This is a genomic window from Alkalicoccus saliphilus (genome assembly GCF_003044065.1).
Classification (GTDB): domain Bacteria; phylum Bacillota; class Bacilli; order Bacillales; family Salisediminibacteriaceae; genus Alkalicoccus; species Alkalicoccus saliphilus.
Window position 1 is genome coordinate 46,023 of sequence record NZ_PZJJ01000004.1, and the last position, 26,483, is coordinate 72,505.

21 protein-coding genes are annotated in these 26,483 nt (G+C 45.8%); 12 read left to right on the forward strand and 9 right to left on the reverse strand.

The genetic code is table 11. The features are described from left to right. Positions 1-181: 181 nt before the first annotated feature. Complete coding sequence (gene cysK / locus C6Y45_RS03875; RefSeq protein ID WP_245922546.1) at positions 182-1,096, reverse strand: cysteine synthase A; 915 nt, start codon at positions 1,094-1,096, stop codon at positions 182-184. Positions 1,097-1,234: 138 nt separating this feature from the next. Here cysK and thpR point away from each other — a divergent pair, with 138 nt between their 5' ends. From thpR to C6Y45_RS03890, 3 genes are all read left to right on the forward strand, one after another. Beyond that, positions 1,235-1,771: an RNA 2',3'-cyclic phosphodiesterase gene (thpR, locus tag C6Y45_RS03880; protein ID WP_160058121.1), complete on the forward strand. Its 537-nt coding sequence runs from the start codon at positions 1,235-1,237 to the stop codon at positions 1,769-1,771. Positions 1,772-1,850: 79 nt separating this feature from the next. After that, positions 1,851-2,108 (forward strand): hypothetical protein, encoded by a 258-nt coding sequence (locus tag C6Y45_RS03885; RefSeq protein WP_107583715.1) that lies wholly within the window; start codon positions 1,851-1,853, stop codon positions 2,106-2,108. A gap of 570 nt (positions 2,109-2,678) precedes the next feature. Next, entirely contained in the window at positions 2,679-5,111 is a 2,433-nt protein-coding gene (locus C6Y45_RS03890; protein WP_107583716.1) for a Lon protease family protein, read from the forward strand. A gap of 52 nt (positions 5,112-5,163) precedes the next feature. Here C6Y45_RS03890 and C6Y45_RS03895 read toward each other — a convergent pair whose 3' ends face one another. The 5 genes from C6Y45_RS03895 to glgB all read right to left on the reverse strand — a co-directional run bounded on the left by C6Y45_RS03895 (position 5,164) and on the right by glgB (position 13,352). Further along, the gene (locus tag C6Y45_RS03895) at positions 5,164-7,593 is read right to left on the reverse strand and encodes a glycogen/starch/alpha-glucan phosphorylase (protein ID WP_107583717.1); all 2,430 of its coding nucleotides are present in this window, start codon (positions 7,591-7,593) and stop codon (positions 5,164-5,166) included. A gap of 99 nt (positions 7,594-7,692) precedes the next feature. Continuing rightward, the gene (locus C6Y45_RS03900) at positions 7,693-9,105 is read right to left on the reverse strand and encodes a glycogen synthase (protein ID WP_107583718.1); all 1,413 of its coding nucleotides are present in this window, start codon (positions 9,103-9,105) and stop codon (positions 7,693-7,695) included. Between the two features lie 78 nt (positions 9,106-9,183). After that, on the reverse strand, positions 9,184-10,290 hold the full coding sequence (gene glgD / locus C6Y45_RS03905) for a glucose-1-phosphate adenylyltransferase subunit GlgD (RefSeq protein ID WP_107583719.1): 1,107 nt from the start codon (positions 10,288-10,290) through the stop codon (positions 9,184-9,186). Positions 10,291-10,303: 13 nt separating this feature from the next. After that, positions 10,304-11,440 (reverse strand): glucose-1-phosphate adenylyltransferase, encoded by a 1,137-nt coding sequence (locus C6Y45_RS03910; protein WP_107583720.1) that lies wholly within the window; start codon positions 11,438-11,440, stop codon positions 10,304-10,306. Between the two features lies 1 nt (position 11,441). After that, on the reverse strand, positions 11,442-13,352 hold the full coding sequence (gene glgB / locus C6Y45_RS03915; RefSeq protein ID WP_107583721.1) for a 1,4-alpha-glucan branching protein GlgB: 1,911 nt from the start codon (positions 13,350-13,352) through the stop codon (positions 11,442-11,444). Between the two features lie 330 nt (positions 13,353-13,682). Between glgB and pulA the strand changes: the two genes are divergently transcribed. The 4 genes from pulA to C6Y45_RS03940 all read left to right on the forward strand — a co-directional run bounded on the left by pulA (position 13,683) and on the right by C6Y45_RS03940 (position 18,274). Next, complete coding sequence (gene pulA, locus C6Y45_RS03925; protein ID WP_107583723.1) at positions 13,683-15,764, forward strand: type I pullulanase; 2,082 nt, start codon at positions 13,683-13,685, stop codon at positions 15,762-15,764. Positions 15,765-15,849: 85 nt separating this feature from the next. After that, positions 15,850-16,638, forward strand: a complete 789-nt coding sequence (locus C6Y45_RS03930; protein WP_342752416.1) for a phosphotransferase family protein — start codon at positions 15,850-15,852, stop codon at positions 16,636-16,638. A 105-nt stretch (positions 16,639-16,743) separates the two neighbouring features. After that, positions 16,744-17,382: a tRNA (guanosine(46)-N7)-methyltransferase TrmB gene (trmB, locus tag C6Y45_RS03935; RefSeq protein ID WP_107583724.1), complete on the forward strand. Its 639-nt coding sequence runs from the start codon at positions 16,744-16,746 to the stop codon at positions 17,380-17,382. A gap of 22 nt (positions 17,383-17,404) precedes the next feature. After that, on the forward strand, positions 17,405-18,274 hold the full coding sequence (locus C6Y45_RS03940; RefSeq protein WP_107583725.1) for a YtnP family quorum-quenching lactonase: 870 nt from the start codon (positions 17,405-17,407) through the stop codon (positions 18,272-18,274). 164 nt (positions 18,275-18,438) lie between these two features. On the opposite strand, the gene C6Y45_RS03945 is transcribed toward C6Y45_RS03940, so the two are convergent. Beyond that, positions 18,439-18,759 carry a PepSY domain-containing protein gene (locus tag C6Y45_RS03945; RefSeq protein WP_107583726.1) on the reverse strand — a complete coding sequence of 107 codons (321 nt, stop codon included), beginning with the start codon at positions 18,757-18,759 and terminating at the stop codon, positions 18,439-18,441. Positions 18,760-19,087: 328 nt separating this feature from the next. Between C6Y45_RS03945 and C6Y45_RS03950 the strand changes: the two genes are divergently transcribed. Beyond that, the gene (locus tag C6Y45_RS03950) at positions 19,088-20,161 is read left to right on the forward strand and encodes a M42 family metallopeptidase (protein ID WP_107583727.1); all 1,074 of its coding nucleotides are present in this window, start codon (positions 19,088-19,090) and stop codon (positions 20,159-20,161) included. A 125-nt stretch (positions 20,162-20,286) separates the two neighbouring features. Here C6Y45_RS03950 and C6Y45_RS17825 read toward each other — a convergent pair whose 3' ends face one another. Then, positions 20,287-20,478 carry a hypothetical protein gene (locus tag C6Y45_RS17825; protein ID WP_107583728.1) on the reverse strand — a complete coding sequence of 64 codons (192 nt, stop codon included), beginning with the start codon at positions 20,476-20,478 and terminating at the stop codon, positions 20,287-20,289. Between the two features lie 288 nt (positions 20,479-20,766). Next, complete coding sequence (locus C6Y45_RS03960) at positions 20,767-21,213, reverse strand: YtoQ family protein (RefSeq protein ID WP_107583729.1); 447 nt, start codon at positions 21,211-21,213, stop codon at positions 20,767-20,769. 172 nt (positions 21,214-21,385) lie between these two features. Between C6Y45_RS03960 and C6Y45_RS03965 the strand changes: the two genes are divergently transcribed. The 4 genes from C6Y45_RS03965 to C6Y45_RS03980 all read left to right on the forward strand — a co-directional run bounded on the left by C6Y45_RS03965 (position 21,386) and on the right by C6Y45_RS03980 (position 26,481). Next, positions 21,386-21,892, forward strand: a complete 507-nt coding sequence (locus C6Y45_RS03965; RefSeq protein ID WP_107583730.1) for a hypothetical protein — start codon at positions 21,386-21,388, stop codon at positions 21,890-21,892. Positions 21,893-21,947: 55 nt separating this feature from the next. Then, entirely contained in the window at positions 21,948-22,973 is a 1,026-nt protein-coding gene (locus C6Y45_RS03970) for a PTS sugar transporter subunit IIC (protein ID WP_107583731.1), read from the forward strand. Positions 22,974-23,086: 113 nt separating this feature from the next. Further along, on the forward strand, positions 23,087-23,887 hold the full coding sequence (locus C6Y45_RS03975; protein ID WP_107583732.1) for a DUF1444 family protein: 801 nt from the start codon (positions 23,087-23,089) through the stop codon (positions 23,885-23,887). Between the two features lie 119 nt (positions 23,888-24,006). Further along, on the forward strand, positions 24,007-26,481 hold the full coding sequence (locus C6Y45_RS03980; RefSeq protein WP_245922536.1) for a DNA translocase FtsK: 2,475 nt from the start codon (positions 24,007-24,009) through the stop codon (positions 26,479-26,481). Positions 26,482-26,483: the final 2 nt, after the last annotated feature.

Below are 26,483 nucleotides of genomic sequence, written 5' to 3' on the forward strand. Positions count from 1 at the left end.
GTCTTACATCAGAAATTACTTTTAAAAGGCATATTAGGACGGAGAAACAAGTTAATTCACAAAAGTCTTCCCATAAAAACTCAGGGAAATGTACCGAAGTAAAAAGAAGCTCCTATTATATGTTTTTTTGAGGACAGCCTGAAAATAAAAATAACCCCGCCTTATAACGGCGGGGCAGGGATTATTCAAATTGAAAAAGGTCTGTCGACAAGTATCTTTCACCGGTGTCACAGGCAATGGCAACAACAACTTCATCGGGACGGAGGTCTTTAGCAGTCTGCAGTGCTGCATAGCAGGCTGCACCGGAGGAAGGTCCGACAAGAATTCCTTCTTCACGTGCCAGTCTTCTGGCAGTTTCATAAGCGTCTTCATCAGAAATTTGATAAATTTTATCATAAATCTTTTCATTTAAAATTGGAGGAACGAACCCGGGGGAAGTTCCTACGAGTTTATGAGGACCCGGTTTTCCACCGGACAGGACGGGAGATCCTTTCGGTTCTACTACATGAACGGCCAGTTCAGGGTAGGATCTGCGGAGTTCTTCTCCGGTTCCTGTAATGGTACCTCCCGTTCCGGAAGTTGCTACAAAAGCTGCCAGAGTACCGTCTATCTGCTTAACTGCTTCTTCAATTTCAACGGCAGTAGTCGTACGGTGTGCGTCTGAATTAGCCTGATTTTCGAACTGCATCGGCATAAAGCCGTTCGGGATTTTTTCGACAAGCTCTTTTGCTTTTTCGATAGCTCCAGGCATTTTTTTATCACCCGGAGTCAGTTCCACCTCTGCACCGTAAGCTTTCAAAAGGTTGATACGTTCCTGCGACATTGTGTCAGGCATTGTCAGAATAGCACGGTAGCCTTTGGCGGCTGCATTCATTGCCAGGCCGATTCCTGTATTTCCGGAAGTCGGTTCAATAATAACTGATTCAGAAGTGAGTAATCCGTCTTTTTCTGCCTGCTCAATCATGTTGGAGGCCGCACGGTCTTTAACACTTCCGCTCGGATTCATAAATTCCAGTTTCAAATATACCTGCGCTCCTCCTGCTTCCGGCAGGTGGTGCAGTTTTACAAGGGGAGTATCCCCGATCAATTCATCCATACGGTCAACTACTTTTGCCACGTTGGTCATCCTTTCCGGTTGGTGATTAAATTCTGATAAGATTACTTACCATTATAGCACATTCATTTTTTCAGAAGAAAGCAGAAGTACAGAAGAGTTGGAAAGGAGAGAAGAAGATTGGAGCACTATTTTATTGGTATTAAAGTGGAAGGAAAGACAGCTGATACAGCTGTTTCCCTGCAAGAGGAGCTCTGCCTGAAAGATTATTTTAAACAACTTCCGGTTAAGGAGGAGTTTCATCTGACGCTGCTGTTTCTCGGCGGGTGGGAAACTGGTAAAAGGCAGAAACTGTGGTCTGCACTTCAAGACAGAGAATCTTCTTCTTTTAAGCTGTATTTTGACCAGTATGCTTTTTTTGGAAGAAAAGACTTTCCCCGTGTTCTTTTTTTAAGACCACGCGAAAATGAAACGCTCATGAATTTATATAGTGCAGTAAGCGAAGAAGCTTTCAGGATCGATTATCCAGTACCGTCCAAACCCTTCCGCCCGCATTTGACGATCGCAAAAAAATATAAAGGAAACCGGCCGTTCCCTTTTCCTGTGTATGGAGAGGTGGAGAAGACTGTAGAAACAGTTACCGAAATGTCTCTGTTCAAGGTCCGGCCGCAGAAATCACCAAAATATGAAAAGGTATCCACAATATTTTTCAAATAAAGATAATAATCATTGAAACAGTCCTGGAAATTCGTTAAGATATGATAGGCAGAATCAAGCCAAGAAGGAGCGGGGATTTTTGAGCACTTTTCAGAAGCATCAGATCGTGTTCGTACGCCGTGCTTTTGACTGGCACGGTAATACAGGCATCGAGTTGTATACAGAAAAGAACGACGAAGCAGTATTCGCTGAAACTTTTCGGATCGGACGGGCAGAGATCCGACAGTTTCTTGCGAATCCGGAAACTGTTATGTACCGGATTGTCCCGCCGATGACCGAAAAAGAATTTGCTTCCATCAACCATGAAGTCCGTTCCTGGCAGAGCGGACTGGTATAGTAACGCTTTTGAAGCCTCCGTCTTATAAAAGTCGGAGGCTTCAGCTCATTTCTTCCTCTCCATGCTCGGAAGAAATGGATCTTCAGCTCGTCCTATCTCGCCACGGAGTCGCCTGCTGCAGCTCCAGCAGGAAAATAAAAAGAAGGTTCTTCTCCTAAAAAACGTGTTGATTCCGCCCTTTCTTCCATTCAGGAGAGGCTTTTTCCTCCGGAACGTCCGGCGGGGACGCCGGTGGGAATAAGCGCAGTCGGAAGATCCCCTTACACGGCCGCAGGGCAAACAGCTGACGACGAGCCCCACGGCAGGGCTGATCGCAGGAGAAAGCTATGCGCTCAGAAGAATAATGATTCTGAAATCAAGACTTAATCAACACTCTGGAGCCTCCGTCTTTTAAAAGTCGGAGGCTTTTTTCTGGCGGGATATTTACTTTTTCTTTCGGGGGGGGGGGGAGCGGTTAAAAACAAGGACAACAGGTATTTTTCAGTACATCCTTCCGGAAAGAAGGGATTGGAATTTATGTGTCTAATAGTAATAAGAAAGACATAATAAATCTTAGTGGGAGGTTCCTGAATGAATACCGAAGAGTTCGACCAGAAAAGATCATCCCACCGGCTGCCGCCGGAGAAACTGAGATCAGAGTGCCGTGACGATTTTTTTGATTTCGCAACAACAGACGATATTGGAAAATGCAGTATTGATATGATCGGGCAGAAGCGTGCAGAACAGGCGATGTCCTTCGGGCTGGCAGTGGAACAGAACGGATATAATTTGTTTGTAGTGGGGCCTGCAGGAACCGGTAGAATGACCTACACGCAGGGAAGCGTGTCAAAAATGGCAGAGTCAGGAGAAGTTCCGCGTGACTGGGGCTACGTTCACAACTTTGATAACCACGACCGTCCGGTAGTAATTTCTTTTGAAGCAGGGAAGGGGCACGAATTCCGCAGGGATATGGAAATTCTGCTGATGGATATTGAAAGGGAAATACGGAGTGCTTTCACAAGCGACGGCTATGAAAAACAGAAAAGAAAGATGATAGATGAATTCCGGAGGAGTGTAGAGCAGCTCTGGAAAGAGGCCGAAGTCTTTGCAGGGGAGCACCATTATAAAATTGAACGATCCCCGGGAGGTATTAATACAATTCCTCTTATTGACGGAAAGCCGATCAGCATTGAGGAATTCAAACGGCTTTCCCCGCAGCAGAAAGAGCACCTTAAAGAACAGGAGAAGCTGCTTGAGGATAAACTGCAGGAAACAGTACTGCAGATTCAAAAAAAAGAAGATCAGCTCCGGAAGAGTGTACATGCTTTTATGAAGGAAATAACGTCCAATTCAGTAAAAAGTCTTTTTATTCCGCTGAAAGAAAAATATTATGAAAATAAGAAGGTAGGAACATACCTGGACGCCTATTATTCTGATGTGGTAGAGCATTTTCATTTCTTTTTTTCGGAGGAAGAGGAGCAGGAAACGGTTTTGAATGCACTGGCGGGGCCGAAAGAAAAGCCGTTTCTCAGATACGCGGTAAATTTGTTTGTGAATAATAAAGGTCTGGAAGGGGCCCCGGTTATTTACGAAACAAATCCAACGTACCAGAACCTTTTTGGGAAAGTGGAATATCAGGGGCAGCTCGGTAACCTGATTACAGATTTTACTATGATTAAACCAGGCGCGCTGCATCTCGCCAATGGGGGATATTTGATTCTGCAGGCATCTGAACTTCTCCAGCACCCCTATGCCTGGACTGGGTTAAAAAGAGCTTTGCAGTCAGGGAATATACCGATCGAAAACCCGAATGAAGACCGGGGGCTTTTTCCGGCGAGTGCGATTAAACCAGAACCGATTCCTTTGAACGTGAAAATAATCATCATAGGGTCTTATTATATATATGAACTGCTCTCCAGACTCGATGAAGATTTCGACAAGCTGTTTAAAGTGAAAGTGGAATTTGATACTGAAATGCCTAAAAGCGATGAAAACAATCATAAAATGGCCTGCTTCATAAAAAACTATGCCGAGGACGAAGGGCTGCTTCCTTTTCACCGAAGAGCCGTGGCAGATGTCATTAACTACAGTTCAAGACTTGTCGATGAAAAAACAAAACTGACGACACGGTTTCAGGATATAACGAAACTGCTCGTGGAATCGAGTTTTTATGCGAAAGAAGCAGAAGAGGAGATTGTCGATAAACCGCACATTCAGAAAGCTCTATTTGAAAAAACGCAGAGATCCAATCATGTCCCGGAAAAATTCAGGGAAATGATCCATAACGGAACGATTATGATCGAAACAAAAGGCAGACGTATCGGTCAGATCAATGGTCTTGCCGTTATGGGAACGAGAGATTCGCTGTTTGGCATTCCGACTAAAATCACGGCGCAGACATTTGCCGGCAAGAACGGCATAGTCAATATTGAACGGGAAACAGCTATGAGCGGTCAAATTCATCATAAAGGAATGATGATTCTTACAGGTTTTTTGTCAGGCCAATTTGCCAAAAACAGACCGATCCCGCTTTCCGCGAGCATTACATTCGAGCAGACGTACACGATGATTGACGGGGACAGTGCTTCCAGTACAGAGCTGTATGTACTGCTTTCGTCACTCGCCGAAGTACCAATTCATCAGGGTACGGCTGTTACGGGATCAGTCAATCAATGGGGAGAGATTCAGCCGATCGGCGGAGTTAATGAAAAAGTCGAAGGTTTTTATCACATCTGCAGTCAAAACGGCCTGACCGGGGAACAGGGAGTAATCATCCCGAAGCAGAATGTAAAAAACCTTATGCTTGATGAAGAAGTTGTGGAAGCGGTCCGGAACGGGCAGTTTCATATTTGGGCGATAGGACATATCGCGGACGGACTGGAAATACTGACCGGCTTTCATGCAGGGTATGAACGTAATAATAACGGGGAATTTCCAGAAGGGTCTATTTTTGCGAGGGCAGACGAGCGGTTTTCAAAAATGCATGAAATAGCAAAAGAAGAACGGGAGCAGCTGAAGGAATAACGTTAACAAACTGAAGGCAGTTCCAACCGACCGTTGGAACTGCCTTTTTGTTTTATTTTACTGGTTTGATCTTCCATATATCCGAAGCGTATTCATGAATCGTCCGGTCGCTGGAAAATTTGCCGGAGTAGGCGATGTTCGCTACGCTCATCTTCTGCCAGTATTCCTGGTTACGGTAGCTTCGTTCCACGAGTTCATGGGTTTCGATATAAGGATCGAAATCCTTCAGTACAAAGTACGGATCATTATGGTAAAGCATATGATAAAAAATATCTTTGAATTCGATTTCCTGGGAACCGAAGGCGCCGACTTGCAGCTGGTCCATTATGCGGCGGACACGCTCGTCTGTATGGTAAATATCTTTTGCATTATAACCGCCGTTGGCATAATAATCGAGAACCTGTTCACTGTTTAATCCGAAAATAAAGATATTATCATCACCGACGAGGTCCTTAATTTCGATGTTGGCACCGTCCAGAGTACCGACAGTCATCGCGCCGTTCATCATCATTTTCATATTCCCTGTACCGGATGCTTCTTTGCTCGCTGTAGAAATTTGTTCGCTGAGTTCAGCGGCAGGAATAATCTTTTCAGCAAGGCTCACGTTGTAGTTTTCGAGGAAGATTACTTTAAGCTTATCATTGATCTCCTTATCGTGGTTCACCACGGAAGCTACGTGATGAATCAGCTTGATGACTTCCTTGGCCATATGGTAGCTTGGTGCTGCCTTAGCCGCGAAAATAAAGGTCCGTGGTGTCAGATCAAGTGACGGATTATCTTTCAGCTCATTGTATAAGTAAATGACGTGGAAGATATTCAGAAGCTGGCGTTTGTATTCATGCAGCCGTTTAATCTGAACATCAAAAATAGAATGCTCGTTAATCGTGATGCCGGTACGAGATTTAATCAGCTCAGCAAGTGCCAGTTTGTTCTGATGTTTTACGGAAGCGATATCGTCCAGGAACGGTCGGTCGTTGGAATATCTCATCAGGCCGATAAGTTTAGCGGGCTGCCGGATCCACTGCGGGCCGATAGCCTCTGTAATTGTTTGCGACAGTGCAGGATTAACCTGCAGAAGCCAGCGCCTGTGGGTGATACCGTTTGTTTTGTTATTGAATTTGGAAGGAAACAGGTCATAAAAAGGCTTCATTTCCTTTTTCTTTAATATCTCTGTGTGAAGCTGAGCAACTCCATTTACACTGAAGCTTCCGACAATAGCAAGCCGTGCCATATGGATCTGATCGTCGGCAATAACGGCGACTTCCGGAATTTTATCGCGCAGTTCCGGGTGATCGAACCAAATACCGCGGCAGAAGCGTTCGTTAATTTCATAAATAATCATGTAAATACGCGGGAGCAGATTTTTAATCATTTCCACCGGCCATTTTTCAAGTGCTTCACTGAGAGTAGTGTGGTTAGTATAAGCGATAGTTTTCGTTGTTACTTCCCAGGCGTCTTCCCATGAAAACTTTTCATTATCCATCAGAATACGCATCAGCTCAGGTACTGCAAGAGACGGGTGGGTGTCATTTATTTGAATGACTGCTTTTTCATGAAGCTTGTGAAGGTCCCGGCCGTTCTTCTCCTTAAACTCCCGTATAATATTCTGAATCGTAGCTGATACGAGAAAATACTGCTGCTTGATCCTCAGTTCTTTACCCTCGTACTGCGAATCATCCGGATATAGAAATCCGGAAATCTGTTCGATGGAGTGCATGTGATCCAGGTGATGGTAGTATTTGCTTTCTGATTCTGCAAGAATATCGGATTCCTGCTCGGGTAGTTCGGCGCTCCATAGACGGAGTGTATTAACAACGTCATTATGATATCCGGAAACAGGCACGTCATAAGGAACAGCTCGTACTTCATCTGTATCTTCGTAGGAAAACTCCAGTACATTGTCGGCACGATGGTGCATATGAACTTCTCCTCCGAAATGAACAGTCAGTGATTCTTCGGGACGACGTGTTTCCCAGGGATAGTCTTCCTTCAGCCAATAGTCGGGAAGCTCGACCTGATTGCCGTGAATGATCCGCTGCTCAAACAACCCGTACCGGTAGCGTATGCCGCTTCCATGCCCTGCGTAGCGGAGAGAAGCGATAGAGTCGAGAAAGCAGGCTGCAAGACGTCCTAAACCGCCATTGCCGAGTCCTGCATCGTGCTCCTGACTGTACACTTTTTCGGGGTCTTTACCAAGGCTGATGAGTGTTTTGTTGCAGATATCGAGCAGCCCGCAGTTCATCAGGTTATTTTCCATCAGTCTGCCTATTAAGAATTCCATCGAAATATAATATACCTGGCGCTCCTCGTTCTGCTTGTATTTTTCACGGGTATTGACCCATTTTTCATTTAAACGTTCCTGAGCAATGGCCGCCACGGCGTAATATAAATCTTTTTCGTTGGCTTCCTGGAGTGTTCTTCCACGGTCTTTCTTCAGTTTTTCAGCTAAATGATCCTGAAACGTTTCAACAGTGTATTCCATAGTACAGGTTCCTCCCTTTATTTATCCTCATGATGAAGGTGGTGATAATGTTATAAATACACTGATTCGCTGGTAAAAAGCTGCCGGATAATTGTTTAGTTAAACGAGCTCTTCGTAGAGGCCGTTATAGAGTTCAGCGGAGTCCTTCCAGCTGAAGCGGCTGCGGTTGACATTGGCAATCAGCGGTTTAAATAGTTCCGGGCGATGATAGACAAGCATGGAATAGCGCAGGGAATAAAGCAGTTCATGGGCGTTATAGTTGGCGAAGCTGAATCCATTACCTTCACCGGTAATTTCGTTGTAAGGCTGCACTGTGTCCCTCAGTCCACCTGTTTCTCTGACGATAGGAATCGTTTTATACTGGAGGGCTATAAGCTGGGATAAACCGCACGGCTCAAACTTGGACGGCATAATAAAGAAATCAGATGCCGCATAGATCTGCCTGGCCAGCGGTTCGCTGAAACGGAGAAGAGCAGACATTTTTTCCGGATAACGGCTGGAAAAATAAGCGAAAGACTGCTCGAAAGCTGTATCCCCGGTGCCGAGAAGGACAACCTGGACATTTTCCTGGAGAAATTCATCGAGAATATGTTCAAGAAGGTGAAATCCTTTCTGCTCCACAAGACGGGAAACGATAGAGTACATCGGAATATCGGGATCATCTTTCAGGCAGAGCTGTTTTTGAAGCTTTCGCTTGTTTGCTTTTTTCTTTAAGCGTGACGTGGTGTATGGTTCAGCCAGGTTAGGGTCAGTAGCGGGATTGTAATCATCTGTATTAATCCCGTTAATAATCCCCATAAGGTCAGCGGAACGGGCGTTAAGGACAGGATCCAGCCCCTCTCCGTAGTACGGCTGCCTGATTTCCTGGGCGTAGCTTGGGCTGACTGTTGTGATTTTATCCGTATGGTGAAGAGCCGCCTTCATACAGTTGATCATCCCGTGCCATTCGAGGCCGGCAAAATGTTCAGGGCCGATGTTCAGAACGTCGTAAAAAGCGTCCGGTCCCATCCATCCCTGATGCTGAATATTATGAATCGTAAATACGGTCCGGAGACCGGGTTTAGGCTGGAGAATTCCGGCAAATGCGACTGCCAGACCTGTCTGCCAGTCGTGGGCATGAAGTATATCTACATCAAAGTCGAGATAAGGAAAGGATTCAATCACAGCCCGGCTGAAAAAAGCAAAGCGTTCCCCGTCGTCAAAATATCCGTAAACGTCATCCCGGCCAAAATAAAATTCATTTCTAATAAAATAGTGGGTAACCCCTTCCCATTCCAGTTCATAAAGATGCGCTTCCTGAACACGCCATCCGACAGGAACTTCAAAAGAAGCTTTTCTTACAGCTTCTTTTTTATAAGATTCGTCCATGGCTTCATAAAAAGGCAGAATGACACGCACTTCATTCTCCCGGATTTTGTTCAGGGCCTGGGGGAGAGAGCCGGTAACATCTGCAAGCCCTCCTGTTTTCATAAACGGCGTGCTTTCAGAGGCCGCAAATAAAATATTCTTCAACAAAATTTCCTCCTTCGGACCCGACGGGGTGGTTTAAGTAAAACTCCGTGGCAATAGAGCAGCACGGAGTCGCAGTGTTTAAATTACTTTACGTTTAGCTACAATAAACGGTTTTTCGGGAGAGCCCATAAATTTCTGGCCGCCGGTAATTTTCACATCTTTATCAAGTATAACATTTTCCAGATGAACACCTTCTTCAATTATACACCGCTGCATAATAATTGAATTCTTAATGACTGCCCCTTTATGAACTTCGACCCCTCTGAAAATCACGCTGTTGGAAATGTCGCCGTCGATGACGCACCCATTCGCGAGAAGAGAGTCTTTTACGTCTGAAGTGTGCCGGTATTTTACAGGCGGCTGGTTACTGATTTTAGTTTTTACATAAGAGTTATTAAAGAAAAGGTTATGGTAGGCATCAGGATGAAGCAGATTCATATTGTGTCTGAAAAAGCTTTCGACAGAGTTGACGAAAAAGGAGTAGCCTTCATACTGAAAAGTCCGGACGTTCAGTTTGGAAATGTTTTCTTTTACCCCGTGTAACAGAAGATGATCACGATGGAAAGCAATACACTGATCAACGAGATCAATCAGGACATCTTTCTTTATAATATAGGCATTTGAAAACACTTCATGATTATTCTGGTCATTTGTCATGTTGGTGACCCGTCCGTTTTCATCTTTTTCCACGCGGAGCTGAGCTGTGTGCTCGGGCAGGTTTTCCTGAATGGATGTTGTAATCAGCGTAACATCTGCATCGGTATCCAAATGATGTTGAAAAGCCTTGTCATAGCTTGTGTTGGCGATAAACTGACTGCCGCTGATCAGTACATGTTCGGCTTTGGACCGGTGAAAGTAATCACGGTTGTTATGAAAATGGCGGAGATCTCCTCTTGAAATATCGGTAGGATCATTCCAGTCCGGCGGAAGGATGAACAGCCCGCCATGTCTTCGTGCAAGCTCCCAGTCACCCCCGGTGCCGAGATGGTCCATAAGTGAACGATATTTACGACTTGTAAAAATTGCCACTTCTGTAATGTTTGTTTTAACCATGTTTGAAAGGGTGAAATCAATCAGCCGGTATCTTCCGGCAAAAGGAGCCGCAGCTCCACAACGGAAATAAGTCAGCTCTTCAAGAAATTCATGTTCGTGCTCCAGGTTGATCAAGCCCATTAATTTGCTCATAATACTGCCTCCTTTATGTTAGCTGTTCCACATATTCTTCGTTTATTACTACCGGTTCTTCGTAGTTGGACCCATCGATAACCGTGTTGTCGGGAATTACTACATTTTCCATAATAATTGCCCGGTTGATCGTGCAGTTTTTGCCGACTGCGACTCTTGGGTGAAGGATGGATTCTTTAATCATCGATCCGCTCCCGACCTGGATACATTCAAACAGGATGGAGTCTTTAACTGTACCGCTGATCCATGAACCGGAGTTTATCAGGGAGTTTTCAACTACTGCGGTGGCGTCAAGATACTGCGGCGGATAGTTTGTGTCTTCGGAATACGTCCGCCATTCTTTATTATTGAGAGAGAGGGAAAGATCTTCCTCGAGAAGGTCCATGTTGGCTTCCCAGTAGCTCTGAATAGTACCGACGTCTTTCCAGTAGCCGTCGAAACGGTAGGCATACATTCGTTTTCCATCATTCAGCATCGCCGGGATGATGTCTTTACCGAAGTCGTGGTCAGAGATATCTTTTTCAGCATCATCCTCAAGGTAGTTTCGCAGCGTTTTCCAGTTGAAAATATAAATTCCCATAGACGCAAGATTGCTCTTCGGATTAGCAGGCTTTTCATCAAATTCATATATTTCGAGGTCTTCGTGGGTATTCAGAATACCAAAGCGGGAAGCTTCTTCCCACGGAACTTCAATAACAGAAATCGTAGCATCCGACTGCTTTTCTTCGTGGTGCTGAAGGAGGTGTTCATAGTTCATCTGATAAATATGATCCCCGGAAATAACTAGTACGTATTCGGGATCGTATTGATCAATGTAATGAATGTTCTGATAAATCGCATCGGCCGTGCCCTTGTACCAGCTGCCTCCCTGCTTGGCCGTGTAGGGGGAGAGGATCGTAAGGCCTTCCGACTGACGGTCCAGATCCCAAGGTTTACCGATACCGATATGAGTGTTCAGGATCAGAGGGGAGTACTGAGTAAGAACTCCTACAGTATTGATTCCGGAATTGGTACAGTTGGAGAGAGTAAAATCAATGATACGATACTTGCCTCCGAACGGAACCGCAGGCTTGGCTAAATTTTTTGTGAGCAGGCCGAGTCTTTTCCCTTCTCCTCCTGCTAAAAGCATGGCAACACAGCGTTTTTTCATTTTACTTCCTCCTTTTTTGAGGTGAATTGGATTTTTTAAATACAGCTGCTGCAAATGGCGGCACCTTAATTAATATATGCTGGTCCTGACCGTGCCAGGATTCAGGGTAGCTGAAGTGCTTTTTTTCATTTAACTGGTTCGATCCTCCAAAGTCTGCTTCGTCCGTATTGAACACCTCCGTATAGGTACCGGGTGACGGGACGCCGATTTTGTAGTCATAATACACTTCGGGTGTGAAATTACAGACGATAACAAGCTCTTCTTTCCGGCCTCTGCGTATAAAGGCAATGATACTTTGTTCACTGTTGTGCGGGTCAATCCATTCGAAGCCGCTGCTTTCATGATCCATTTCAAAAAGAGCAGGTTCGGATTTGTAAAAATGATTCAATGTTTTAACGTATTTTTTCATTGCGGCGTGAAGGGGATAATCGAGAAGGAGCCAGTCGAGATCTTCTTTGTCTTTCCATTCAGCATACTGACCGAATTCTCCGCCCATAAACAGCAGTTTTTTGCCGGGGTGCGTCATTTGATAGCCGTAGAAAAGGCGGAGCTGAGCAAACTGCTGCCACTGATCCCCGGGCATTTTATCAAGCATTGATTTTTTGCCGTGGACAACTTCATCGTGGGAAAGCGGAAGCACATAGTTTTCACTGAAAGCGTACATAAAGGAAAAAGTAAGCAGATTGTGGTGCCATCTGCGGTGGTAGGAAGAGTATTCCATGTACCGCAGCATGTCATTCATCCATCCCATATTCCATTTATAATTAAATCCGAGTCCGCCTGTATGTGTTGGAGAAGTAACAAGGGGGATATCGGAACTGTCTTCAGCCATCATCAGCGCACTGCTGTCGTAAGCGAAAACGGCTTCATTAAGCTTTCGCAGAAAAGCAAGAGCTTCCAGGTTCTCCTCGCCGCCGTATGAGTTGAAAATTTTTGGTTCTCCATCCAGGCGGTCAAAGTTAAGATAAAGCATGCTGGCGACGGCGTCCGCCCGAATACCGTCGATGTGAAATTCTTTCATCCAAAAGATGGCATTTGATACGAGAAAACTTTGTATTTCTGGTTTTCCGAAGTCAAAAGTAAGCGTTCCCCAGGAAGGTTTATCAGCTTTTTTATCGTCGTTGTATTCAAAGAGAGCTTCTCCATCAAAACGCCGAAGCCCGTGATCATCCTTGCAGAAATGGCCGGGAACCCAGTCCATAATGACTCCGATACCCGCCTGATGGCACTTGTCCACAAAATACTTGAATTGATTCGGCGTTCCATAGCGGCTGGTTACAGCAAAATAACCGGTGATCTGATAGCCCCAGGACAGATCAAACGGGTGTTCAGCGAGCGGCAGCAGTTCGATATGTGTATACCCCATCTCCTTAACATAAGGAATAAGGAGATCTGCCATCTCTTCGTAATCATAGAGTGTTCCGTCCTCTTTCTGCTTCCAGGTTCCGAAGTGTACCTCGTAAATGTTAACCGGTGAATCGTAAGGAGGGGCAGATTCTTTATACTTCTGCCAGGCTTGATCTTTCCAGACGTAGCCGGTAGTATCGAATGGCGTGACAGAAGCCGTCGCAGGGCGTACTTCTGCCTGACGGGCAAAAGGATCGGCTTTAAGACCGCTCCACCCTCCAGGATGGGTAATGGCGTACTTGTAGGTGCTTCCTTCCGGGATGTCTTCAAAAAATCCTCCCCAGAGCCCTGTTTCATTCAGCAGCTCCAGTGTGTGTGTCGTCCATGACCAGTTATTGAAATCACCGGCGAGAGCTACGGAAGAAGCGTGTGGTGCCCACACGGTAAACCTGCAGCCATATACACCATCAAGTGTTAAGTAATGAGAGCCCAGCATGCGCTGGGATTCGTAATTTGTTCCCTGGTGAAATAAATATATATCGTCTTCCGGCAGTCCAAATTTCATAGGCGGAACCTCCTTTCTTAGTTTAACTCTTACCCGTCGACAGAGACCGTTAAAACAGGACTCTGTCCGCATAAAAGCGTTAAGAGTTTGTATTCGATAGATTGTACGAAAACTCCTGTTATAATTGTGATAAAATTAAGAGAAATAAAGATCCATTTGTACATCCAGGATATCCGGAGATCATTAAAGCAAAAACCGCTTCTGTTTTCTTCCGGAATTCAGAAAGAAAGCAGATAATTAAACAGTACAAAAAGCATCCGGACAGCGAACTGCTGCTTTTCAAAAGCAGCTCAACATTAAGAACATGTAAACAGGGATGGGGTAGACATCATGATAAAATTCTGGCTTGACGAACGGCATGTTGTAACAGTGGAAACAGACATGCCTTTGGAAGAAAAAAAACTTCATCTTTATACAGATGGGAAGAAAAACAGTTACCCGCTGTTTTATGAAGAGAGGGTGGATGAAAAGAACGTGCACTACAGAAGCCCGGATATGCTCCCGGTGGAGAAAGGAATGACGGTAGAGGCCGGAGGAGATATCTTCCCTGTTTATTTAAGGAAAATAGTACATGATCCCGCCTTTGATGAAGAATTTTCCGCTCTTGATGAAGAACTCGGGGCTGTTGCAGCAGATGGAAAAACGACGTTCCGCGTATGGAGCCCTCTTGCCGAGAGCATGAACGTGGTCGTGAATAATAAACTTCACCCTATGCAGGACAAAAGAAACGGGACGTGGGAAAAAAGTTTCCCGGAAGATCTTCACGGTGCAGAGTATTTCTATAAAGGAATGGTTCATGGAGAGGTCAAAAGTCTCGTGGATCCTTATGCTAAAGCTCTTACTCCGAACAGCGTCAGAGGAGTCGTTTACCGTTTGGACAAAAACACAGACAGACCCGACAGACCCCCCCTGGCACATACCCAGGACAGCATTATTTATGAATTGCACATACGGGATGCTACGATACATCCGGACAGTGGAGTCAAAGCGAAAGGTAAGTATAAAGGGCTGACAGAAAAAGGTACAGTGAATAAGGATGGTTTTTCTACGGGGCTTTCTTATATTAAAGACCTTGGGGTCACCCATGTAGAACTGCTGCCGATCAATGATTTTGGCCGGGTGGACGATTTCAAGCCGGATGAAACGTATAACTGGGGATACGATCCGCTGTATTTTCAGGTGCCGGAAGGAAGCTTTGCAACGAGCGTAAAAGATCCGTTTGCGCGGATCAGGGAATGCCGGGAAATGATTGATGCATTTCATGAAGAAGAAATTGGCGTCATCGCAGATGTTGTATTCAACCACGTTTTCGTTATGCAGGAATCTTCTTTTGAAAAGCTGATGCCCGGGTATTACTTCCGTTATCACCAGGACGGAACAATAAGTAATGGAACCGGAGTAGGCAACGATATAGCTTCCGAGAGACTGATGGTACGAAAGTTTATTCTCGATACCGTTGATTACTGGCTGGAACATTACCGCATAGACGGATTCCGCTTTGATTTGATGGGGGCACTGGATAAATGGACGATGCAGGAAATCGCCGCACGCTGCAGGGATGAAGCTGTACCGATTATTATTCTCGGGGAAGGATGGCATCTCCCGACAGCGCTCGCAGATGATTTAAAAACAACGAACACTCAGGCCGGGGACCTCCCTGATCTTCGTTTTTTTAATGATTTTTTCCGTGACACGGCTAAAGGGAATTTATTCGACTTGAGAGATTACGGGTATATTAACGGAAAGGGCAGGTTTATTGAAAGGCTGCCGCAGCTCGTCAAAGGATCGGCTGACCGGGAAGAAGCTGTTTCTCCTTTTACAGCGGAAGTCGTTCAGACAGTAAACTACACGGAATCCCACGACAATCATACGCTCTGGGACCGTCTGGAATATACGAATGCAGATGAACCGGAAGAAGACAGAAGAGCAATGTGCCGGCTGGCCCTCGGACTGACACTCGTCAGTCAGGGTGTTCCTTTTATTCATGCAGGACAGGAGTTTTTCAGAACAAAGCTTGGGGAAGGTAATAGTTATATCTCCAGTGACAGAATCAATCAGCTTGACTGGGAAGTTCGTGGAAAGTATGACAGCGATACGGCGTTTATAAAGGAAATTATTGCTGTCAGACGCCGCTACGAAGTTTTTCGACTGCGTTCTGCCAAAAATGTGCGGGACCGTCTTCACATTTTAAGCACCCCGGCTCCTGTTTTTGGCTTTACCTTACTTGAAGCAGCAGGTGACATTGCTATATATTTAAACCCGACGAAACGGATCTTCGAAATACAGCTGCCGTCTCCGGGGGAGTGGCACCATCTTGCTTCCAGTGTAAAGGACACCCGGGAAAGTATCATTGGAGAGTTTATGACGCTGGAACCGTACGAATTTTTAATGATAAAAAAACAGCGGCGGTAGTTGAACAAAAAGGAAAACTTATTTACAATGATATAAGGCTTTTTCTGCGGTCGAGTGGTAAAAAAGTAATGAACGAGAGATAAGGGTGAAACGATTGGAACATTTCATGGGTGAAGGATGGCATCTGCGTCCCGCCGGCGGAGCAACCGGGGAAGCGTATATTGCCGAACAAGGACAACAAAAAATATTTATAAAACGTAATTCTTCACCGTTTTTAGCTGTTTTATCTGCTGAAGGAATTGTTCCGAAGCTCCTCTGGACAAAGCGGCTGGAAAACGGAGATGTAATTACAGCCCAGCAGTGGGTCAACGGCCGCGAACTGAAAAGCGGAGAAATGAACTGCGGACAAGTCGCGGGACTCCTTGCTAAGATTCACCGGTCGGAAGAACTTCTCGACATGTTCATGCGTATGGGAAACAAACCGCTCGATCCGGGGAAGATATACGAAGGACTCTCTGAAAGAGCCAGCGGAATCCAGGAAACAGATGGACTCATTGCCGAGGCACTTGAAGAACTCAGCAGCAGGTACCCCCTTTTACCGGAAGGAGAATACGTTGTATGTCATACTGATGTACATCACAACAACTGGATTGAAGATGAAAATAAAAACTTATTCCTGATTGACTGGGACGGAGCGCAGGTGGCAGATCCTGCGCTCGATTTAGCCCCGCTGCTTTATGAATATGTCCCGAAAAAAGACTGGGATGCATGGCTCGCAGCCTACGGGGAAAATCCGGACGGCGCACTGCTTTTCAGAATGTGGTGGTACCGCATGGCCCAATGCGTCGAGAACGTTCTTTGGCATATGCTGAGGGAAGAAAAGGAAGAAGTCTCCGCATGGTACAGGCGGCTGGAAGAAGTGAGGAACGGGTGAATAGTTTATAAATGAAAGGGGGTGCCTCTCCGGGCGCCCTTTTATTTGTGTGGTGTAAGAAGAACCACCGGTCAGGAAAATATAAGCTTAATGGAGGAATGAAGTATGCGTCTGCGTAACAAGCCCTGGGCAAAGGAATATATAGAAAACAACAGTCATATTGTCGAGCAGCAGCCGGAGAAATGGAAAAACAAGTGGAAAGAACGATTCGGAAGCGATCATCCAATTTACGTGGAAGTAGGTTCAGGTAAAGGCAAATTTGTAAACGAGCTTGCAGAGAAGTACCCGGAAATCAATGTGATAGGAATCGAACTGTACGAAAGTGTAATAGTTAGAGGAGTAGAACGTGCTGTCGAAAAACCAAAGCCCAACCTCATCCTGCTGCAGCAGAATGTAGAGGATTTGACCGAATTCTTCGGCAAAGAAGAAATCGACCGGCTGTTTATTAATTTCACTGATCCCTGGCCGAAAAAAAGACACGCCAAACGACGCCTTACAAATGCAGGATTTTTGAAAAAGTATGAAGAAGTACTGAAAAGAGAAGCCGAGATCCATTTTAAAACGGACAATCAGGGGCTGTTTGAATATTCCCTGGAGTCCATAGCGAATTATGGAATGAAACTCCAGAATATCAGCCTTGATCTTCACCAAAGTGGAATGGAAGATAATATTATGACAGAATATGAACAAAAGTTTTCAGAAAAAGGAATGCGTATTTACAGGCTGGAGGCTCGGCTTCACTAAAATCAGATAAGGTGGGGTTATTATGACGCTTGAACAGTTTCACGTAAGCGGAGACACAACGTTAACATGGCTTAACGGCGGGGACACGAATATGGATGGAGGGGCAATGTTCGGCGTTGTGCCAAAGCCTCTCTGGTCCAGAAAATATCCGGTTAATGAAAAAAATCAGATAGAACTCCGGTGCGATCCTGTTCTGATACAGGCAGAAGGAAGAAATATGATTATGGAAGGCGGCATCGGACGCGGCCGGCTTTCAGAAAAAGCTATGAAAAACTACGGGGTGACGGAAGAATCGTCTGTTGAGGAAAACCTCAGCGATCTTGGTCTGAGCCCGGATGATATCAGCGACGTCCTGATGACGCATATGCATTTTGATCATTCCATGGGACTGACAAAAGAAACAGCAGAAGGCAGAAAACCGATGTATCCGAATGCGGTGATCTGGGTAAATGAGATTGAGTGGGAAGAGATGAAAAATCCGAATATCCGTTCCAGGAATACATACTTTAAGGAAAACTGGGATGCGATTGAACATCAGGTTAAAACATTTAAAAAAGAGAAGGAAGTTGTTCCGGGTATACGACTGATCCATACGGGAGGCCACAGTGCAGGACACTGCATTCTGAACATCTCCCGGGGAGACAGGGAAATATGGCACATGGCTGATATCATGCCGACACACGCCCACCAGAATGTCCTATGGGTACTGGCTTATGACGATTATCCGCTCGATTCCATTGAAAAAAAGCAGGAATATACGCTGCCGGCCATTGAACAAGGTGCCTGGTTTATGTTCTACCATGATTACAAATACCGGATGCTCAGGTGGGATGAAAACGGGAAAGAGATTGTTGAAAGTCTTCTGCGGGAAGAGGCCGAAGAAAGTGAGTAAAAAACAGTATTACCGTTATTCGTAAAGCAGTTTAAGAATACGGCGAACAGCTTCCGCGGGGCACAGCAAAAACGTATACAAACAGTAGAAGAATTATTTCAACAAAAGAACTTGATCAAAAAACTAAAACCCGGCAGCGCCGTATGAGCGCTGCCGGGTTTTTATCAGTCCTGTTTAACGAGTTCGATGATCGTTCCGGTAGGGGCATCAACGTAAAATTCATAAGCATTAACTGTTCCTTCCGGTTCGGAAACAGTGATGCCGCCTTTATAAACATCGTAGATCAGGTTTCCGTGCTCATACTGCTCTGTCATCATGTGCACCCATGATCCTTCCACAGTGCCGAGATCGGCAGCCTTTTTCTTTACAAGTTTTAAAGCTTTCTCGGGAGAAAGCAGCGTTTCTTTTTGATCGAGGGCATTTTTAGCCAGGACCGTAGCAGCTACTCCTGCTCCGATTCCTGCAGCAAAACCTTTCCAGCTCATACCACAACACTCCTTCTTAATTTACATGTCTTTCCCCTAGTATACTGAAAGCACTGGAAAATGCCAACGATTGTGAGAGGGTTTTCAAAAGGGAATCATACAGCAGAGCAGAAACGATTTAAAACCTGTCATGCACAGCCTCGTCTGACGGTCTGTTATCCCGCGCCCCTCCTTTGCTATCCCCGGGTTTTCGTTGCCCTTTATATTCTGTCTGAAAAGCCTGTTTAAAAATCTTCTGCTCATATGTTTCGATTTTCGAAAAAACTGGAAACGGGGTGAATTCTCCGGTAAAATAAGTAAAGATACATATACACAGGAGGGTGAACACATGAATCAGGAAACTCACAAAATGTTTGAAACCTTAACTCAGCTGCCGGGAGCGCCTGGATTTGAGCATGAAGTCCGCCGTTATGTAAAAAAAGAGCTTCAGAAATACAGTGATGAAATCGTACAGGACCGTCTGGGCGGTGTTTTCGGATTGAAAAAAGGATCGGAAGACGGCCCCCGGGTTATGGTGGCCGGGCACATGGACGAAGTTGGATTTATGGTTACATCAATTAACGAAAAAGGTCTTATTCGTTTTCAAACACTCGGCGGATGGTGGAGTCAGGTGCTTCTGGCGCAGCGTCTCCATATTATTACCGACAATGGACCTGTAACAGGGGTAGTCGGGTCCATTCCTCCTCATCTTCTGGATGAAGCAAAGCGGAAAAAGCCGATGGATATTAAAAACATGTATATCGATATTGGAGCAGATGATAAGGAAGATGCAGAGAGAATAGGAATTAAACCAGGGCAGCAAATTGTGCCGGTATGCCCGATGGAAACGATGGCTAATGAAAAAAAGCTGCTTGCCAAAGCCTGGGATAACCGGTATGGGGTCGGTTTATCGATTGAACTTTTGAAAGAGCTTAAAGATGAACAGCTTGCAAATACCCTGTATTCCGGGGCGACAGTTCAGGAGGAAGTTGGTCTTAGGGGAGCCCAGGCTGCAGCCAATATGATTCAGCCGGATATTTTTTATGCTCTGGATGCCAGCCCTGCAAATGATGCCTCCGGTGAAAAAGATGCTTTCGGTCATCTCGGTAAAGGCGCACTTCTCCGGATTTTTGACCGCACGATGATTACGCACCGGGGAATGAGAGAATTTGTACTTGATACAGCTGAAACAAACAAAATTCCCTACCAGTATTTTATTTCCCAGGGAGGAACGGACGCCGGAAGGGTGCACATTTCAAACAATGGTGTGCCATCTGCAGTTATCGGCGTATGCTCTCGTTATATCCATACAGCAGCTTCTATTATGCATGTTGATGATTACGCAGCAGCGAAAGAATTAATTGTTACGCTTGTTAAAAATACCGACAAAACAACACTGGAAACGATTCGTAATAACGTCTAAACCAATAAATTGTCTGTAAACACACCTTTTGAAAGTACTGTTTGCCGGTAAAATGCAAAAAACCGTCTCAGACGGGTACTTAGACGGTTTTTCTGAGTGTTGAGTAAGTTCTGTTTTTAGAATAATTATTCCGGCGTACAGCTTCTTCCTGAGCTCAGCCCTGCCATGGGGCTCGTCATCGGCTGTTTCTGCCGAAGCTGAGTTTCTTCAGAAAGGATCTGCCGACGTCGCTGATCCCACCGGTGTCCCCGCCGGACGTTTGGGAGAAAAAGAAACGCTTTGTGAAAGAATAAGACCGGTACAGCGTGCTTTTTCAAGACTGGGATCTTCTATATTATTTCCCTGCAGGAGCCGCAGGGGACGACTCCTGGGCGATAGAGGACGAGCCGAAGATCTATTTCTTCCGAGCTGTGATAGGAAGGAATTAGCTGAGGCCGTCCCGCCCGGAAAGCGTTCCCCGGAGGCGGAAGCAGGACATTGTCTTCCTTTGCCATAAAAAGATTTTATAAAAAGACCGGAAAGCCGTCTCAGACGGATGCTGAGACGGCTTTTTATACGCGGTGATAATTTCAGTGGATTCGTTAAAACCAGCTTACAGTCATCGTTTATTTTTCGTCAAAAATATAAGCAAGAGCTTCGAGAGCCTGATCGGCCGTTTCCACGGTGACCTGGGCTTTTTCCGAAAGTTCCTTTAATGGATGATGAAGTGAAGCTGGGCGGACGAGAATCAGCGGTTTGTCTGTGGCAAGAGCTGCACCGGCATCCATAGCGCTGTTCCACTGCTTGTACTTTTCTCCGAAGAGGGCAATGACTATATCGGATTGGTTCATCAATACACGGGTTCTCAGATTATTCATCTGGGAAGCTGCTTCATCCCGGATAATGTTGTCCGGCTGTTTCCCGAGGATCTCTTCTCCGATGTTATCAGAGCGGTCATGATTTTCCATAGGCCCGACAAACGTTACCGGAAGGTTTTTTTCCAAAGCTTTGTCTTTCAAATTTTGGCGCCAGTCGTCGTGGATCTGGCCTGCCAGGTAAACTGTCAGCTGCATAGTATCTCTCCTTTTCTGTGGTTAACATTACTATGAAAGAAAAGGCAGAAGAATGTCAAATTATTCGTGCATTTAGAGAAAATACCATACTTTTCTTCAATTTTCGACACGGAGAGGTTCTAGTGTGGTAAAATATTTTCAGCCTACTACATGAAGAATGGAGTGGTCTTTTTTGGGGCGGATAGGACGAAGGCTGGTTTCAATTTCTATAGTTGGGCTTCTGGCAGCCTGTGGGACAGGCGAAGAAAAAATCGTAAAACAGGCAGAAGAAGTACTGGAAGAAAAGTTGAATCAGGAGCCGCAGGAAGCAACAAGGGAATACGGAGAAATGATGCTTTACCTGCCGAATAATGCCGACATACAAAAGTCGGCAGAAAAAGAGTACCGGGTAACATACGAGGGACAGATATACGCCCTTTCGCTGAATAATAAACAGACAGAAGCGGAAGCAAATATGAACATTCAGGAAACACAGCCGTTGATTGCAGAAGTACGGGAAGGAGAAAAGGGCTATTTGATCATTGCGCCTTTTGAAAAAGATTCGTACGAGGTAAAAGTTGGTTTTGAAGAAACAACGATGACTACCGTTCTGCCGATGGAAGACATCCATGAACAGTCCAGGCTGATGTTTGACATTGTCCAGTCGATCGAAGAGCATAATTTTATAACGACACATTAAAGCCATACCGCAGATTCTGGAAGCGTAATGGCTTCTTTTTTTTAGGAGGAATCAGATGAAAGCTTTTCTGCAGAGAAAAGGTATTGAACCGGGTGTACATAATTACTTGATACAGGCCCTCAGTTATATGGCGCTGGGGCTGTTTTCCTCGTTGATTATCGGCCTAATTATGCAGACGATCGGTGATGCGGGTGTACAGGCAGGCTTCCCGACCGGCTGGCTTTCTGAAATAGGAGAAACGGCCATGAGTCTGGCCGGTTCGGCTATTGGGGCAGCGGTAGCCTATGGGTTGAAAGCTCCGCGGCTCGTTTTGTTTGCAGGGCTCTTCAGCGGGGCGCTCGGTTACGAACTTGCGGGTCCGGCGGGAAGTTTTCTTGCAGCACTCTTTTCTACGGAAATCGGTAAGCTCGTCTCACAGGAAACAAAGGTAGATATTATCGTCACTCCATTTGTAACAATTCTGGCCGGGGCGCTTGCTTCCTACACGGTTGGACCGCCCATCAGCGGAGCGTTGACACAGCTCGGAGCCTTTATTATATGGGCAACAGAACAGCAGCCTTTTGTGATGGGTGTCATTATAGCTGTGACAATGGGAGCTGCACTCACTGCCCCTATTTCCAGTGCAGCTATAGCTATTATTCTTCAGCTTGACGGACTCGCGGCTGGAGCGGCAACAGTCGGCTGTGCGGCCCATATGATTGGATTTGCTGTGAGCAGTTACAGGGAAAATAAAGGAGCAGGTCTCATGGCTCTCGGTCTTGGGACGTCCATGCTGCAAATAGCAAACGTAATAAAAAATCCGCGGATTCTCGTGCCGCCGACAGTTGCAGCGGCAATTCTCGGCCCGTTCGCTACGATGTTTTTCCTGATGGAAAATAATCCAGAAGGTGCCGGAATGGGTACGAGCGGGCTGGTCGGTCAAATTATGACTGTTAACACAATGGGAACAGGAGGCGAAGTTTTTGCAGGTATTATTTTGCTTCATTTTGCGGCACCTGCAGTAATCAGCCTGATTGTATCAGAATGGATGAGAAAAAAAGACTGGATCAGGCCTGGAGATATGCAGATTGATAAATCATAGAAAAGGTCATGGTATGAGCGGTAAAAAGATTGCTGCACTTTTTATAAATCCTCTTGATTGGTTTGAAAAACACCTGCGTGCTACACTGTATAAAGGTAATGGAGGGATAAAATATGAAACCAATTGAAATAAAGCGGGAGCTCGAAGCACACCTGCAGAACGAAAACTGGATTACATCGTACGACAGGGACAACGATACGTTTAGAATCGTTGACGAAAGAGTAGATAAAGGAATTACAGTAAGGCTGGGAAACCTTACCGATAAATTCAAGGAAGATAAAGACGCAGCACTGGAAGGCACTGTGGCAAAAATTAAGGAAGGTATGCGCCTTCTCGTGGAAAAAGCTGATCTGAACGGCAAAGAAAAAAACATTTTCCCGGTTCTTCGCACACCCGGCTTTGGAGAAGGCAAACAGCTTCTTTCCGACGAGCATACGGCGGAAACAAAAATCTTTTACGCAGTGGATGAAGGAGCCTCCTATTCCATGATTGATGAGGAGATGCTGAAACAGTCCGGAAAAACCGGCGAGGAAATTCGTGAAACAGCGCAGTTTAATGTGCGGGCACTCCCATCTGATTTCCGGATGGATGAAGCAGCAGGAAATAAATTTTATTTTCTCCACGCAGGAGATGGATACGAAGCCAGCAGAATTCTGGACGAGCAGCTGCTTGAGAAAATGAAAAAAGAAATAGAGGGAGAGATGGCGGTGGCTGTTCCCCATCACGATATGCTGGTAATTGCAGACCTTCGTAATGAAGCCGGCTATGATGTACTTGGACAGATGACATTCCAGTTTTTTGCGGAAGGACATGTGCCGCTTACAGCTCTTCCGTTCCTTTATGAAAACGGGGAACTGGAGCCTATTTTCATTCTCGCGCAGAAAAAACCGAAGAATACGAAAAATGATGGATGATTTTTACCTTCGAAGTAAGGTAAGATAAAGGATAGGTTAAGGTGACACAGGGACGGCTTGAAAGCTGCTTTGATGTCACCTTTTGTTTAGCCGACTAACTTAAAGACAGGTGAATTCCCGTGAAAAAGAAACAAGACTACTGGTCCAAAATAAAAAACTGGCTTTTTGCAGAAGACGAGGAGCCGGACACAAATATAACGGAACAATCGGAACCGATAAAGAAAAAAACTGCTTCAAACCCGGCCCCTGTAAAAATGCCGCCGGCCGATAAACCGGACAAGCATGAAAGCTATCACACTCTCCCGGAAGAAAGTGTGGAACTGGAGCCTGTTAGAATGCGCCACTACTATCCTAAAGAATCAGCCCCCCGTCCTCCGAGGGAAAGAAAGGAAGGGACAGGGGCAAGAAAAAAAGCGGAGATAAAGAGCCGTACGATGAGAGAGCCATCCGACGTACGGACCGAAATACCGCAGAGAAAACAGCCTGCCGCAGTGCCGGAAAGGCCGGAAAAGAAAAAGTCCCGTCCTTCAGCCTATGGAAGCGGTCCATTCAAAGCTCAGGAAATCCCTTCTCCAGTCCGGGGCCTGAAACTGGAACAGGAGCGCCGAAAAGAGTACAGACAAAAAATTGAAGCAGAACATAACGAAGAAAAACGAAGGCTGGAAATCCCTCTGCCTGCGCACACAGATGCGGAAGATTACCATAAGGTGGAGCCGGGGCGTCCAGCAGATTCGAAGGATACTGGTGAAAAGCATCTTTCTCCAGCTGAAGAAAAGGCAGAGAATCTGGAGACGGAAGAAAGAGTTTCTCTCCAGGAAGAGGAAGCCGTAACTATCCGCCCTTCAGAACCGGAAACAAAGGTAACGATCGTAGAGGAAGACGATCTGCATACGGAAGAAGATGTAGAAAAAGAGATAATTTCTCCTGCCGAACCGGCAATCATGCATGAAAAAGATGTTTCCGGAGAAGAAATACAGATTGCAGAACCCAGGGAAGACACCGCGGAAAACCAACAAAGTGAGGCAGTACACCGGCAGATAGAAGCGGTGCCTGATCAAATAGAAGAAAAGAGCAGCTCAGAAAAAACAGGGGACAGCCCGAGGCCTGCGAATCCCCCAAAGAAGGAAAACGGCAAGCCTAATAAACCTTTTAATGTAATGATGACACCAGCTGACCGGGCCCGTGTAAAGCGTGCGCCTCAGAGAACGGTCCCTGGATATACCTTTCCGCCGCTTAACCTGCTGGACGTTCCACCGCAGGTGGACACCGGCAGGGAGGAATGGGCAGAAGGAATGTCACAGAAGCTGAACGAAACCTTCTCTTATTTCCGTATCCAGGCAGAAGTAGTAACCTATACTTCCGGACCTTCCGTTACAAGATTTGAAGTACAGCCGGAACCGGGAGTTAAAATAAGCAAAATTGTCCAGCTGACAGATGACTTAAAGCGGAGTCTGGCAGCAACAGAAATACGGCTGGAAGCACCTATTCCCGGCAAAACAACTGTTGGAATAGAGGTACCTAATCCTTCTCCTGCCCCGGTCATGCTGCGTACAGTATTAAAAGATAAAAATTTCCGTGACGCCCCCTCGCCGCTCACGGTGGCACTAGGGGTTGATATCAGCGGGAATGCTGTTGTGACAGATATTACATCCATGCCCCATGGTCTTATAGCAGGCACGACAGGGTCAGGTAAAAGCGTGTGTGTAAATTCTATGCTGACGAGCATCCTGTATAAAGCCTCCCCGGAGGAAGTAAGGATGCTTCTGATTGATCCAAAAATGGTGGAACTTGCTCCATTTAACAGCGTACCCCACCTGGCAGCACCAGTTATAACCGATACGAAAGAAGCTACAGCGGCGCTGAACTGGGCTGTAGAGGAAATGGAAAGGCGGTATCAGCTTTTCGCAGATACGGGTGCCCGTGATTTAAGCCGCTATAACGCTAAAGCCGAAGAGAAGCTTCCGAAACTTTTAATTGTCGTGGATGAACTTGCGGATCTGATGATGGTTGCTCCTTCGGAAGTGGAGGATGCAGTATGCCGGATTGCCCAGAAAGCAAGAGCCTGCGGCATTCACCTTCTAGTAGCAACTCAAAGACCTTCCGTTGATGTTATTACAGGACTGATTAAAGCTAACATTCCTTCGAGGATTGCCTTTTCTGTGTCGTCTGCGGCGGACTCCCGCACTATTCTGGACAGCGGTGGTGCTGAGAGACTTCTCGGCAGAGGCGATATGCTGTTTCATCCGAACAGCAGTCCAAAGCCGGTAAGAATACAGGGGACGTTTGTTACAGATGATGAAATTGACAGGGTGATTGAATTTGCCGGCAGAAATGAAAGGCCGGCCCCGCTTTTCGATCCGAAAGAGCTGAAAGAAATTGAAAATACGGCCCCGGAAGACAGACTGTTTGAAGAGGCGAGAGAATTTGTAATTGAAAAGCAGACTGCTTCCACCTCACTGCTGCAGAGACGCTTTCAAGTAGGCTATAATCGTGCGGCCAGGCTGATTGATGAACTGGAAGCGCACGGTGTTGTTTCTCCGGCTAACGGAAGTAAACCAAGGGATGTTTACACTGGATTGGACCGGGTGACGTAAAT